The sequence below is a fragment of the Geminicoccus roseus DSM 18922 genome (assembly GCF_000427665.1).
Lineage (GTDB): Bacteria > Pseudomonadota > Alphaproteobacteria > Geminicoccales > Geminicoccaceae > Geminicoccus > Geminicoccus roseus.
The window spans coordinates 317,807-330,784 of sequence record NZ_KE386572.1 but is presented as its reverse complement, the minus strand read 5'-3'; the positions used below and the strand labels follow the sequence as shown (position 1 = coordinate 330,784).

Sequence of the window (12,978 nt, the reverse complement as noted above, 5' to 3'; positions counted from 1 at the left end):
CGGGCTCAGATCGGGTTGTCCCAGGCCGCCAGCTGGTGGCTGCGGAGCATGTCCTCGGTCGCTTTCGGCACGACGTTGCGGAACCTGCCGGTGTCGGCCGGCACGATCTCGATCATCCGCTCGATCATCTCGCGGGCGTCCAGGTGGCCATCCGGCGCCTGCAGAAAGGAATCGAACTCCCGGCGCAGTTCCGCGCGCCGGGTGACGTGGCGGGCGTCGTCCAGCCAGCGGAACGGCGCGTCGGCCATGGTCTCGTTGTAGCCGGTGTAGAAGGCGCCGGGATTGATGGTCTGCACCTTGATGCCATGGGGCTTCAGCTCCTGCTGGAGCGCTTCCGCCACCGATTCCAGGGCATGCTTGGTGGAGACGTAGACGCCCCAGTTGGCCGGGGTGAACAGGCCGCCCATCGACGAGGTGAACACGATCTTGGCCTGCTTCCCGGCATCGATCCATCGGCGCACGAAGCCCTGGGTAAGGACCAGGGGCAGGAACACGTTCACCTCGTAGTTGCGGCGCACCAGGTCGATCGGGATCTCGAACACCGGGCCGGCCTCGCCCATGCCGGCATTGTTCCAGAGGACGTCGATCTCGAACCGCTGGGCCTGGGCCATGTCGTAGGGATCGGTCAGGTCCAGCCGCTCCACCCGCAGGTTGTCCAGGCCCAGCGCCCGCGCCTTCTCCCGCAAGGGCGTGACCTGCGGCGAGACCTGCACCGTGGCGATGACCCGGTGGCCGTTCCTGGCCATGCCGAGGGCGGCGGCTTCGCCAAAGCCGGAGCCGGCGCCGGTGATCAGGATCGTCTTCATGATGTTGCTCCTTCAGGCCAGCCGGCCGGACCCGCGACGTTGCGCGGCCGCTGGCGGGCGGGTCAGAACGTGCAGGCGGCGAGGCCGGCCTTGGCGATGTCCAGGTCCTGGTCGACCGTGCCGCCGGAAATGCCCAGGGCGCCGATCAGGGTGCCGTCCGGGGCCAGAACCGGCAGGCCGCCGGCGAACGGGGCGAGGCCGCCATTGGAGAGTTCCAGGGCGGGCGCCGGCGCGCCGGGAGCGCAATATTCCCAGACTGCCTCGCTGCGGCACGCGAACAAAACGGCGGTGCGCGCCTTGCGGATCGCGACGTCGATCGAGCCCAGCACGGCGCCGTCCATCCGGCAGAAGGTCTTGAGATGGCCGCCGCCGTCCAGGACCGCGGCATTCACCGCGACCCCGAGCTCGGCGGCCCTCGCCCGGGCGGCCGCGACGATGTCGTCGGCCCGGCGGGTGGTCATCATGGGCAGGTTCTCCCGAGGATCAGCCCCGACCGCCGCAGGCTAGGCGCTGCGGGAGGCGGAGGCTGTCTCGGGATTTCGGCCTTTGTCGCAATCGTTCGGCAAAGTGCTGCCGGGCCGCGCCGGCCAGCGCGTCAGCGCCGGATCCGGCCGACCAGCCAGGACGCGGCGACGAACAGGATCGAGACCGCCAGCATCAGCGCCGAGACCGCGTTGACCTCCGGCGAGATCCCGATCCGGATCATGCCGAAGATGTAGATCGGCAGGGTGGTGGCGCCGGCACCCGCCACGAAATAGGTGATCACGAAATCGTCCAGGCTGATGATGAAGGCCAGCATCGCGCCGGAGATGATGCCCGGCCAGAGCTGGGGCAGGACCACCCGCAGGAAGGTGCGGCGCCGGTCGGCGTAGAGGTCCTGGGCGGCCTCCTCCAGGCGCGGGTCCATGCCCTCCAGCCGCGCGCGGATCGGCAGGTAGGCGAAGGGGATGCAGAACACGGTGTGCGCCAGGATCACCGTGGAGAGGCCCAGGGGAAAGCCCAGCATGATGAAGAACAGCAGCGTCGCCACCGCGGTGACGATCTCCGGCACGATCAGGGGCAGGCTGATCAGCGCGTTGATGCCGTCCTGGCCGGGAAAGCGCGCGCGGTTCATGCCGAGTGCCGCCAGGGTCGCGATCAGCGTGGCGGCCAGGGTGGCGGTGGTGGCGACCGTGATCGAGTTCTTGAACGCGCGCACCAGGTCGTCGTTGTTCAGCACGATCCCGAACCAGCGGGTGCTGAACCCGGTCCAGATCGTGGCCTGCTGGTTGTCGTTGAAGGCCAGCGCCAGCAGCACCACGATCGGCGCGTAGAGGAACAAAAAGAAGAACCAGGCCGCCGGCTTCAGGCCGGGAAAGCGGAACAGCGGGTTCTTGGCCGGGTCGGTCATGGTCAGGCCCCTCCGGGTGCGCGGCGGTAGCGCCAGAGATAGAGCATCATCGCGAGCAGCACCGAGACCAGCAGCGCCATGGACAAGGCGGCGCCGAACGGCCAGTTGCGCGCAGCGCCGAACTGGCTCTGGATCAGGTTGCCGATCATCAGCGACTTGCCGCCGCCCAGCAGTTCCGGGGTCACGAAGGCGCCGAGGCACGGAATGAACACCAGGATGCAGCCGGCGGCGATCCCGGGCATCGCCAGCGGCAGCACCACCCGGCGCAGCGCCCGCCAGCGGTTGGCGCCCAGGTCGTAGGCCGCCTCCACCAGCCGCCAGTCCATCTTCTCCAGGCTGGCATAGACCGGCAGCACCATGAACGGCATGAAGGTGTAGGTCAGGCCCACCGCGATCGAGAAGGTCGAGTAGAGCACCCCCATCGGCTCCGAGCGCAGGCCCAGCCCGATCAGCACCTGGTCGATCAGCCCGTTGTTCCGCAAGAGCAGGATCCAGGCATAGTTGCGGACCAGGAGATTGGTCCAGAACGGGATGGTCACCAGGAAGATCAGGAGGTTGCGGCGGCGCTCGGGCTGCAGCGCCATGTAGAGGGCGGTGGGCAGGCCCACCGCCAGGGTGAGCAGGGTGGTCAGTACCGCCAGCCAGATCGAGCGGAAGAAGATCTGCAGGTAGTCGGTGTTGAGCAGCAGGCTGTCGTCGAGGTCGCGCTCGAACAGGAACTGCAGGTAGGGCTCGGTGGTGAAGCTGTTCCAGTTCACCCCGCCGCCGGAGCCGCGCTCCATGAAGCTGATCGCGGCCATGATGAACACCGGCACCAGCATGAAGAAGCCGATCACCAGCACCGAGGGCGCGATCAGGAGGGCGCGCCGCCCGCTTTCGCCGGTCTGTCTCGCCATGGCGCTCAGTCCCCCACCACGCGCACCGCCTCGGGCAGCACGCGCAGGTGCACGGTGGCGCCGGGCTCCACCCCGCCCACGGCGCCCCGCCGGTTCTGCACCCGCGCCTGGACCTCGGTGCCGTCGGAAAGGGCCAGGGTGCAGACCGTGTCGTTGCCGATATAAAGGAGGCTGCGCATCGTGGCCGGCAGGCCCGGGCTGTCCTCGCGCAGAAGGTCGATCCGCTCCGGGCGCATCGCCAGGGTGACGTCCGCGCCGGCACCCATGCCCGGGATCGCGATGCCCTCCAGCTCGTCGCCCGAACTCAGGCGGAAGCGCGCCCGGCCGCCGATCGTCTCCAGGCAGCGGGCTTTCAGGAAGTTGGTCTCGCCGATGAAGTCGGCCACGAAGCGCGAGGTCGGCTGCTCGTAGATCTCGGCGGGCGTGCCGATCTGCAGGATCTTCCCGCCGCTCATCACCGCGATCCGGTCCGACATGGTCAGCGCCTCTTCCTGGTCGTGGGTCACGAACACGAAGGTGATGCCGGTCTCGTGCTGCAGACGCTTCAGTTCGACCTGCATCTCGCGGCGCAGCTTCAGGTCGAGCGCGGAGAGCGGCTCGTCCAGGAGCAGGACCTTGGGGTTGCCGGCCAGCGCCCTTGCCAGCGCCACGCGCTGCTGCTGGCCACCCGACAGCTCGCGCGGCAGGCGGTGCTCGAAGCCCTGCAGCCGGACCAGGTCCAGGACCCGGCGGACCTCCCGCTCGATCTCGTCCTTGGGCCGCTTCTGCATCTCCGGGGCGAAGGCCACGTTGCGCTTGACCGAGAGGTGCGGGAACAGCGCGTAGGACTGGAACACGGTGTTCACCGGCCGGCGGAACGGCGGCAGGTTCTCGATGCGCTGGCCGTGCAGCAGCAGTTCGCCCTCGCTGGGAAGCTCGAACCCGGCGATCAGGCGGAGCAGGGTGGTCTTGCCGCAGCCGGACGGCCCGAGAAGCGTGAAGAACTCGTTCTCCCGGATCGTGACCGAGACGCGGTCGAGCGCGGTGACCGCATGGGCCCCGCTGCCGAACCTCTTCGTCAGTCCGCGCGCCTCGATCGCGTCGCCTGCCATCCACCTGCTCCGTACCGTTCCGTGCGCGGACCTTAGCGAAGCCGGTGCGCCTGGAAAGCGGGCATGCACGCTCGGAACGCTTCGGGCGGGAGCCGGTGGCGGCTAGTCCGGGAATCCCTGCTTGAACTCGATGCGGGTCCCGTGGAACGGCACCCTGTCCTCGTTGCGCACCGAGTGCAGAGGCTGCGGCAGGAACCGGACCACCAGGGGCAGCGCGGCATCGGCCTGGACGGGCAGCGGGATCTCGCGGCCCTGGCCGTCGAAGTCGCGCATCCGCTGCGGCAGGCGGTCGATCACGAACACCGAGGGCCAGCGATGATGGTGCAGGGGTTCCTGCATGCCGGGCTCGATGCTGACCGAGACCACCCGGATCAGCTCGTCCTCGTAGAGCACCTGGTGGTGCCGCGGCGCGGCGGCCACGGCGTCGAGCTCGGGATCCCAGCTTGCGGGGTCGGTGCCGTCCATCGACAGGGCGGACATGGCGCTGCCTCCAACCAACACGGATCGACTCTGGCACACTGCGCCTCATGGATCGGCAGGGTCAACAAGCTGCAAACCTCCCCGGAACGGGACGCACCGAAAAATCGGCCCCGCCACGATCCCATGGTTGATTCGCCGGGAAAGATCGGATTTTTTAACCGCAATGCGGACGCGCCAGACGTCCCGAGGGAGGTGACATGCTGATTGGGATCGACCCGCACTTGAGCGGGGATCTCCTCGCGATCCTGCGCGACATGGGTCATGGCGACCGGATCTGCCTGGCGGACCGGAACTTTCCCGGCCCGGCCATGGCGGCCGAGGCCGGCATCCCGCTGCTCCGCACCGACCTGGACACGGTCGGCATCGGCCGCGCCCTCCTGTCGGTGTTCCCGCTGGACGGGTTCGTGCGCCATCCGGTGATGCGCATGGAGATCTCCGGCGCGCCCGACGAGATGAACGCCGCGCACCAGGGCTTCCTCGACATGATGCACGAGGTGTCCGGGCCGGACTGGACAATGGGCTCCATCGAGCGGTTCGCGTTCTATCCGGAATCCACCAGGTGCCGGGCGATCATCTGGACGCTCGACGACCGCCCTTATGCCAATTTCATCCTGACCAAGGGGGTGATCGCCACCGGGGGCAAGGTCGGCGTGCCCGGGCCGGCGGAGAAGAAGGCGCTGGGGCTGGGCTGAAGCCGGCCGGCAGAACATCATCATGGAGGCTGAAGATGCATCGGACGTCGATCGGTACCTGGGCCTATAATGTCGGCCCGTACGGCGCCCATCCGATCCCCTTCGACGAAGTGCTGGCCAAGCTCGCCGAGCTGAAGTTCGACGGGCTGGAGCTCGGCGGCTTCAACGGCTACCCGAACCCGCAGAACCACCCGACCAGGGACGACCGGGACGCCCTGGTCGACAAGGTGAAGAAGCACGGCCTGGCCTTCTCCGGCTTCGCCCAGGATCTGTGGTCGCAAAAGCTCCTGAACACCCGCGACACCTCGGACTACAAGGCGGCGTTCAAGGAGAACGCCCGGTTCGCTGAAGATCTCGGCATCAAGGGCATCCGGGTCGACACGGTGCAGCCGCCGACGATCCACAAGGAAGCCGATTACGACGACCTGATGAAGCGGCTGGTCGAGACCTGGGACTGGTGCATCAAGACCGCGGGCGACCACGGCCTGTACGTGACCTGGGAGTTCGAGCCGGGCTTCGCCTTCAACAAGCCCTCCGACGTGCAGCGCGTGCTGGACAAGCTGCCGCATGCCAATTTCGGGGTGATGTACGACACCTGCCATGGCCAGATGGTCGCGGTGAACGGGGTGCGCCAGGAAGGCAAGAAGGAGACGCTGAAAGGCGGCCAGCTCGAGTTCATCCAGCGCCTGTCCGGGCGGATCAACCACATCCACCTGATCGACAGCGACAACACCTGCCACAAGGACGACAACGGCGAGGACGAAACCAGCGCGCATCCGCCGTTCGGCGAGGGCGTGCTGAACTTCGACGAATTGGTGCCGGCACTCGCCAAGGAGAACGTGGGTCACGACTGGTGGACGGTCGATTTGTGCTTCTGGCCGCATGCGTGGCCGGCCACCGAGAAGTGCAAGGCGGCGCTGGACGAGCTCAACAAGAAATACGGGTGAGGGCGCCATGCTGCTGGGCTTCAACCTGCTGCTCTGGACGACCCACGTCACCGAGGAGCATTTCCCCCTGTTCGCCGAGATCAAGAAGACCGGCTATGACGGGGTCGAGCTGCCGATCTTCGAGGGCGACCCGGAGCATTTTCGCAAGGTCGGCCAGGTCGCCAAGGACAACGGCCTGCGGATGACCGCGGTCACCGTGCTGCCCGACGAGCAGAGTTCGGCGATCAGCGCGGACGCCGCGGTGCGCGACAACGCGCTCAAGCGGCTGACCTGGGCGCTGGACTGTTTGGACGCCGCCGGCGGCGAGCTTCTGTGCGGGCCGTTCTACCAGCCGCTCGGCGTGTTCACCGGCGAGCCGGCCAGCAAGGAAGAGCGGGCCGGCATCGTCGACGTGCATGGCCGGGCGGCGGACTATGCCGCCAAGCTGGGCCTGAAGCTGTCGGTGGAGCCGCTCAACCGGTTCGAGTGCCATGCGCTGAACACGGTGGACGACGCCGCCAACGTGGTGCGCCAGGTCGACCGGCCGAACTACGGCCTGCTCTACGACACCTTCCACCAGAACATCGAGGAGAAGGACCCGGTCGGCGTGATCCTGCCCAACCTGGCGCAGATCAACCACGTCCACGTCTCTGAGAACGACCGGGGCACGCCCGGCAAGGGTCATGTGCCGTGGGACGCCACCTTCAAGGCGTTCAAGAAGGGCGGCTACCAGGGCTTCTACACGATCGAGGCGTTTGGCCGGGCGCTGCCCGGGCTGGCGGCCGCCACCCGCGTCTGGCGCGACTTCTTCCCGGCGCGCGAGGAGGTCTACCGGTTCGGCCACGATTTCCTGCGCGACGCCTACGCCAAAGCCTGAGGACGATGCGATGAAGACGATGAAGGGCCCCGGCCTGTTCCTTGCCCAGTTCGTGGGCGACCAGGCGCCGTTCAACAGCTGGAAGTCGATCTGCGGCTGGGCTGCCGGCCTGGGCTACAAGGGCGTGCAGATCCCGACCTGGGACGGGCGCCTGTTCGACCTGGAGAAGGCCGCGCAGTCCAAGGACTATTGCGACGAGATCAAGGGCGTCGCCGCCGAGCAGGGCATCGAGATCACCGAGCTCTCGACCCATCTGCAGGGCCAGTGCGTGGCGGTGCACCCGGCCTATGACGAGGGCTTCGACGCGTTCGCCGCCCCGCATGTCCGCGGCAATCCCAAGGCGCGCCAGGAATGGGCGGTCTCCCAGGTGCTGGCAGGCGCCAAGGCCAGCCGCAATCTCGGCCTGGACGTGCATGTCACCTTCAGCGGCGCGCTTGCCTGGCCCTACATCTATCCCTGGCCGCCGCGCCCCGCCGGCCTGATCGACACCGCGTTCGACGAGCTGGCCAAGCGCTGGCAGCCGATCCTGGACGCCCATGACGAGGTCGGCGTCGACGTCGCCTACGAGATCCACCCGGGCGAGGACCTGCACGACGGCGTCACCTTCGAGATGTTCCTCAAGCGCGTGAACAACCACAAGCGCTGCACGATCAACTATGATCCCTCGCATTTCTGCCTGCAGGGCCTGGATTACCTGGCCTTCATCGAGCACTACCACGAGCGGATCACCGCGTTTCACGTCAAGGACGCCGAGCTGAACACGTCCGGCAAGCAGGGCGTCTATTCCGGTTTCCAGGACTGGCCGCACCGGGCCGGGCGCTTCCGGTCGCTGGGCGACGGCCAGGTCGATTTCGGCGCGATCTTCAGCCAGCTCGCGGTCTACGACTATGACAGCTGGGCGGTGCTGGAGTGGGAGTGCGCGATCAAGAACAGCATCGACGGCGCCCGCGAGGGGGCGGAGTTCATCGCCAACCACATCATCAAGGTGAGCGAGGGCAGCTTCGAGGACTTCATCGGCCAGGGCGCCGATGTCTCGGTGGCGCGCCGTTCGCTCGGCCTGGACCGCTAAGGGGAGTTGTCGGATGGTCGGTGAAAGCAGCCAGGCGAAGGCGCCGCGGCGCAGGCTTCGCCTGGGCATGGTCGGCGGCGGGCAGGGGGCGTTCATCGGCGCCGTGCACCGGCTGGCGGCACGGATGGACGACCGGTTCGAGCTGGTCGCCGGCGCCTTCTCCTCCACCCCGGAGAAGTCGAAGGCGTCCGGTGCCGAGCTCGGCCTGCCCGAGGCGCGCTGCTACGGCAGCTATGCCGAGATGGCGCAGCGCGAGGCGCGGCTGAAGGAGGGCATCGACGTCGTCGCAATCGTGACGCCGAACCATGTCCACGTCCCGGCGGCGCTGGAGTTCGTGCGCCGCGGCATCCACGTGATCTGCGACAAGCCGCTCACGGTCGGCATGAAGGACGGCAAGCGGCTGGCCGACGCGCTGGCCAAGCAGCCGGACGTGGTGTTCGTGCTGACCCACAACTACACCGCCTACCCGATGGTCCGGCAGGCCCGCCAGATGGTGGCGGACGGCCTGCTCGGCCAGGTGCGGATCGTCCAGGCGGAATACGCCCAGGACTGGCTGACCACCAAGCTGGAGGACACCGGCCAGAAGCAGGCCGCCTGGCGCAACGACCCGGCCCAGTCCGGGCCGGTGGGGGCGGTCGGCGACATCGGCACCCATGCCATGAACCTGGCAGGGTTCATCAGCGGCCTGACGCTGAAGGAACTGGCTGCCGACCTGACCAGCTTCGTGGACGGCCGCCAGCTCGACGACAACGCCCACATCATGCTGCGCTACGAGAGCGGGGCGAAGGGGATGCTGTGGGCATCCCAGGTGGCGCCGGGCAACGAGAACTGCCTGCGGGTGCGCGTCTATGGCGACAAGGGCGGGCTGTCCTGGGAGCAGGAGAACCCGAACTACCTGACCTTCACGCCCTATGGCGAGCCGCCCCGGCAGATCAGCCGCGGCGGCGCCGGGTCGGGCCCTGGCGCCGCCCGGGTCACCCGGGTGCCGTCCGGCCACCCGGAAGGCTACCTGGAGGGCTTCGCCAACCTCTACTCGGACGCCGCCGAGCTGATCTCGGCGAAGATCGAGGGGCGCGCGCCCGACCCGGAGGCGATGCTGGTGCCGGGCATCCAGCAGGGCCTGGAGGGCGTGAAGTTCTGCGAGGCGGTGGTGGAGAGCAGCAGGAAGAACGGAGCCTGGACCAAGGCCGCGGTGTGACCGGCTGAGGGTGCCGCCCGGCGACCCCTGCCGGGCGGCCCAGCAGCAAGACAAGGGATCGGGGCAGGCCGGACCTGCCCGCAGGGAGGCGAGACAACGATGGCGAAAAAGCCCCTACGGATCGGCATGGTCGGCTACGGCTTCATGGGCCGGGTCCATTCCAACGGCTGGCGGCAGGTCGAGCGGTTCTTTCCTGAGCTGGACCATGTGCCGGTGCTGCAGATGGCCTGCGCGCGCGACCAGGCCAAGCTGACCGCGTTCGCGGACGCCTGGGGCTATGCGGAGACCACCACCGACTGGCGCAAGGTCGTGGAATCGCCCGATGTCGACGTGGTCGACATCTGCGTGCCCAACAACCTGCACGCCGAGGTCGCGATCGCCGCGGCCCAGGCCGGCAAGATGATCACCTGCGAGAAGCCGCTCGCCATGTCCGCCGAGCAGGGCGAGCGCATGGTCGAGGCGGTGGAGGCGTCCGGCCGCCCGGCGATGGTGTGGTACAATTATCGCCGGGTGCCGGCGGTGACGCTGGCCAAGCAGCTGGTCGACGAGGGCCGGATGGGCCGGGTGTTCCACTACCGCGCCAACTTCCTGCAGGACTGGACGATCTCGCCGGACGTGCCGCAGGGCGGGGCCGGGGTGTGGCGGCTGGACGTGGAGGCTGCGGGCAGCGGCGTCACCGGCGATCTGCTGGCGCACAACATCGACACCGCGATGTGGCTGAACGGGCCGATCACCAAGGTCGTGGCGGACACCGAGACCTTCGTGAAGGAGCGGGTCCATGTCGGCACCGGCGAGAAGAAGGCGGTCGGGATCGACGATGCCTGCGCCTTCCTGGCGCGGTTCGCCAACGGCTCGATGGGCCTGTTCGAGAGCACCCGCTATGCGCGCGGCCACAAGGCGCTGAAGACCTTCGAGCTGAACGGCGAGGACGCGTCGCTCTCCTTCGACCTGCACGACCTGCAGTACCTGAACTTCTTCGAGTACAAGAACCACGCGACCGGCCAGAAGACCGAGGGCCACCTGACCGGCTGGCGCAAGATCCACGTCACCAACGGCGAGCATCCCTACATGGACCATTGGTGGGTCCCGGGCCTGATCGTCGGCTACGAGCACAGCTTCGTGCATGCCTGCGCCGATTTTGTGGCGGCGGTGGGCAGGGGCGAGGGGGTCCAGCCGGACTTCCGCAACGCCCTGCAGACCCAGAAGGTGTGCGACGCGGTGCTGCGCTCGGCCAAGAGCGGCCAGTGGGAGGAGACTGGGGCGTCGCTTTGACGGGCTGAGCGGATCTGACTAGATTTATGGTCAGATTACCAGGAGTCGCGGCATGACCGAAGTCGGCATCCTTGAGGCGAAGACCCACCTGTCCCGGCTGATCGAGCAGGTGGAGCGGGGCGAGGAGATCGTGATCACCCGGCACGGCAAGCCGGTGGCGCGGCTGGTGGGCCCCAGGCAGGCCAATCTTGTCCGGCTGAAAGCCGCGTTCGATCGCTTCGACGCTCTAGGTCCGGCCGAGGAGCTTCGGGGGGTGGATCCGGTGGAACTGGTGAAGGCTGGCCGGCGGTACCAGGACTGATGGTCGTGGATGCTTCGGTGGCGATCGGCGCTTTCATGCCGGATGAGCCGGTGCGGGCCAGGATAGTCCTGTCCGAGGCTGCTGCGGCGGGGCCGCTCTATGCGCCCGCTTATTGGAGCGCTGAGGTCGCAAGCGGATTTCTCGCCGCCGAGCGCCGGCTACGGTTCACGTCGGCGCACATGTCCGCGGCATTCGCCTCCTTGAACGAGCTGAACGTCAACATCGACATGAACACGCCGATGATCGCGTTCGGTCCACTTGTCCATCTGGCCCGGCAGCACCGGCTTTCGGTTTACGACGCGGGCTACCTTGAGTTGGCGATGCGACTCACGGTCCCGCTCCTCACCTTCGACCGGGCCTTGGCCAAGGCGGCCGATGCCCAGGGCGTTCACGTTCTCTTGCAATAACGAACAACAGGGAAGCTAGACGAGATGACCGGCAAGAAGATCCTCATGCTGACCGGCGAGTTCAGCGAGGAATACGAGATCTTCGTGTTCCAGCACGCCATGGAGGCGGTCGGCCACACGGTGCACGTGGTCTGCCCGGACAAGAAGAAGGGCGAGTTCATCAAGACCTCGCTGCACGACTTCGAGAACGACCAGACCTACACCGAGAAGCCCGGCCACAACCACCTGATCAACCAGACCTTCGCCGATGTGGACCCGGCGGACTATGATGCAGTCTACTGTGCCGGCGGGCGCGGGCCGGAATACATCCGGATCGACCCCCGGGTGCAGCGGATCGTCCGGCACTTCCACGAGGCCGACAAGCCGATCTTCACGATCTGCCACGGCGTGCAGATCCTGATGGCGGTGGACGGGGTGCTGAAGGGCCGCGAGGTGGCGGCGCTGCAGTATTGCGAGCCGGAAGTGCGTCTCGCCGGCGGCATCTATGTCGACGTGCCGCCGGACGGTGCGCATCGCCAGGGCAAGCTGGTCTCGGGCAAGGGCTGGCCGGGCCTGGCCGCGTTCATGCGCGAGTGCCTGGTCGTGCTGGGCACCCGGATCGAGCACGGCTGAGGCGGGACCGGGTCATGGCCGGATCCAACGGGCCGGCGCTGCCGGAAGGGGTCAACTGGCTCCGGCTCTACCCGCGCATCGGCCTGCACGGCCGGCTCGTCCACCAGCTGGGCGAGCGGATCGGGCGGGGCGAGCTGGCGCCGGGCGAGGCGCTGCCCTCGATCGACGAGCTGCTGGAGGTGTTCGGGGTCAGCCGGACCTCGATCCGCGAGGCGATGCGGGTGCTGGCCGCCAAGGGGCTGATCGAGCTGCGCCAGCGCACCGGCGGGCGGATCCGGCCGATGACCGACTGGAACCTGCTGGACCCGGACGTGCTGGCCTGGATCGACCCGTTCCGCCTGGACCCCGGCCTGATGGCGGAGCTGGCCGAGGTCCGGCTCGCCATCGAGCCGCAGGCGGCCCGGACCGCGGCGCTGCGCGGCAGCGAGGCCGACATCGCCACCGTGGCCGGCCATCTGGCCACCATGGAGGCGACCGCGCTGGAGGCGGACCTGGCGGCGTTCTACGCGGCGGACCTGGATTTCCACGCCGCCGTGTTCGACGCCTCGCACAACCGCTTCCTCACCCAGCTCGGCCGCGCGCTGATGCCGGCCCTGGACCGCGCCTTCAACCTGCACCGGCACCACGTCCTCCGCCGCGAGGACACCACCCACCTGCGCTGGCGGATCTGCCCGATGCACGAGGCGATCCTGACCGGGATCCGGGCGCGCGACCCGGTGGCCGCGGAAGCCGCGATGCGCCGGGTGATCGAGAACGCGATCGGGGAGCTGGCGTATTTCGAGGAGCGGGGTCCCAATCCCTGGCTGGACGAGAAAGGTGACGACTTGCCACCGCCCGCGATTCCGGCAAGCTGATCGAGGATGGCTAGTCGCAGGGTCCACAAGTAAAAAATCGGACTTTTTCGGGGCGCAAGTTCCGGCTAGAGTTCGGCAACAAACGTTGCGTGAGGCCGCAGAGCCGC

16 protein-coding genes are annotated in these 12,978 nt (G+C 68.0%); 10 read left to right on the top strand and 6 right to left on the bottom strand.

The features are described 5' to 3' along the window. Positions 1 to 5: 5 nt before the first annotated feature. The 6 genes from GEMRO_RS0102920 to GEMRO_RS32270 form a co-directional block, all read right to left on the bottom strand. Positions 6 to 809: an SDR family oxidoreductase gene (locus GEMRO_RS0102920; RefSeq protein ID WP_027132826.1), complete on the bottom strand. Its 804-nt coding sequence runs from the start codon at positions 807 to 809 to the stop codon at positions 6 to 8. A 59-nt stretch (positions 810 to 868) separates the two neighbouring features. Then, positions 869 to 1,270, bottom strand: coding sequence for a GlcG/HbpS family heme-binding protein (locus GEMRO_RS0102915; RefSeq protein ID WP_027132825.1), 402 nt, complete (start codon positions 1,268 to 1,270; stop codon positions 869 to 871). Between the two features lie 131 nt (positions 1,271 to 1,401). Further along, positions 1,402 to 2,196 (bottom strand): ABC transporter permease, encoded by a 795-nt coding sequence (locus GEMRO_RS0102910; RefSeq protein ID WP_027132824.1) that lies wholly within the window; start codon positions 2,194 to 2,196, stop codon positions 1,402 to 1,404. A 2-nt stretch (positions 2,197 to 2,198) separates the two neighbouring features. Next, positions 2,199 to 3,092 (bottom strand): ABC transporter permease, encoded by an 894-nt coding sequence (locus GEMRO_RS0102905; RefSeq protein WP_027132823.1) that lies wholly within the window; start codon positions 3,090 to 3,092, stop codon positions 2,199 to 2,201. Between the two features lie 5 nt (positions 3,093 to 3,097). Then, positions 3,098 to 4,183: an ABC transporter ATP-binding protein gene (locus GEMRO_RS0102900; RefSeq protein WP_027132822.1), complete on the bottom strand. Its 1,086-nt coding sequence runs from the start codon at positions 4,181 to 4,183 to the stop codon at positions 3,098 to 3,100. Positions 4,184 to 4,285: 102 nt separating this feature from the next. Beyond that, entirely contained in the window at positions 4,286 to 4,663 is a 378-nt protein-coding gene (locus tag GEMRO_RS32270) for a hypothetical protein (RefSeq protein WP_051328613.1), read from the bottom strand. Between the two features lie 197 nt (positions 4,664 to 4,860). On the opposite strand from GEMRO_RS32270, the gene GEMRO_RS27140 reads away from it, so the two are divergent. The 10 genes from GEMRO_RS27140 to GEMRO_RS27130 all read left to right on the top strand — a co-directional run bounded on the left by GEMRO_RS27140 (position 4,861) and on the right by GEMRO_RS27130 (position 12,871). Next, on the top strand, positions 4,861 to 5,355 hold the full coding sequence (locus GEMRO_RS27140; RefSeq protein ID WP_051328612.1) for an RbsD/FucU family protein: 495 nt from the start codon (positions 4,861 to 4,863) through the stop codon (positions 5,353 to 5,355). A 35-nt stretch (positions 5,356 to 5,390) separates the two neighbouring features. Continuing rightward, positions 5,391 to 6,302 carry a sugar phosphate isomerase/epimerase family protein gene (locus GEMRO_RS0102885; RefSeq protein ID WP_035484642.1) on the top strand — a complete coding sequence of 304 codons (912 nt, stop codon included), beginning with the start codon at positions 5,391 to 5,393 and terminating at the stop codon, positions 6,300 to 6,302. Between the two features lie 7 nt (positions 6,303 to 6,309). Further along, on the top strand, positions 6,310 to 7,158 hold the full coding sequence (locus tag GEMRO_RS0102880) for a sugar phosphate isomerase/epimerase family protein (protein WP_027132820.1): 849 nt from the start codon (positions 6,310 to 6,312) through the stop codon (positions 7,156 to 7,158). 10 nt (positions 7,159 to 7,168) lie between these two features. Beyond that, positions 7,169 to 8,227, top strand: coding sequence for a sugar phosphate isomerase/epimerase family protein (locus tag GEMRO_RS0102875; RefSeq protein WP_027132819.1), 1,059 nt, complete (start codon positions 7,169 to 7,171; stop codon positions 8,225 to 8,227). Positions 8,228 to 8,240: 13 nt separating this feature from the next. After that, positions 8,241 to 9,425: a Gfo/Idh/MocA family protein gene (locus tag GEMRO_RS0102870; RefSeq protein WP_027132818.1), complete on the top strand. Its 1,185-nt coding sequence runs from the start codon at positions 8,241 to 8,243 to the stop codon at positions 9,423 to 9,425. 99 nt (positions 9,426 to 9,524) lie between these two features. Next, the gene (locus GEMRO_RS0102865) at positions 9,525 to 10,697 is read left to right on the top strand and encodes a Gfo/Idh/MocA family protein (protein ID WP_027132817.1); all 1,173 of its coding nucleotides are present in this window, start codon (positions 9,525 to 9,527) and stop codon (positions 10,695 to 10,697) included. A 52-nt stretch (positions 10,698 to 10,749) separates the two neighbouring features. After that, positions 10,750 to 10,998: a type II toxin-antitoxin system Phd/YefM family antitoxin gene (locus GEMRO_RS0102860; protein ID WP_027132816.1), complete on the top strand. Its 249-nt coding sequence runs from the start codon at positions 10,750 to 10,752 to the stop codon at positions 10,996 to 10,998. Then, positions 10,998 to 11,405 (top strand): type II toxin-antitoxin system VapC family toxin, encoded by a 408-nt coding sequence (locus tag GEMRO_RS27135; protein ID WP_051328611.1) that lies wholly within the window; start codon positions 10,998 to 11,000, stop codon positions 11,403 to 11,405. The genes GEMRO_RS0102860 and GEMRO_RS27135 overlap by 1 nt, the downstream gene beginning before the upstream one ends. Positions 11,406 to 11,429: 24 nt before the next feature. Then, complete coding sequence (locus GEMRO_RS0102850) at positions 11,430 to 12,017, top strand: DJ-1/PfpI family protein (RefSeq protein ID WP_027132815.1); 588 nt, start codon at positions 11,430 to 11,432, stop codon at positions 12,015 to 12,017. A gap of 14 nt (positions 12,018 to 12,031) precedes the next feature. After that, positions 12,032 to 12,871 (top strand): FadR/GntR family transcriptional regulator, encoded by an 840-nt coding sequence (locus GEMRO_RS27130; RefSeq protein WP_051328610.1) that lies wholly within the window; start codon positions 12,032 to 12,034, stop codon positions 12,869 to 12,871. Positions 12,872 to 12,978 lie beyond the last annotated feature (107 nt).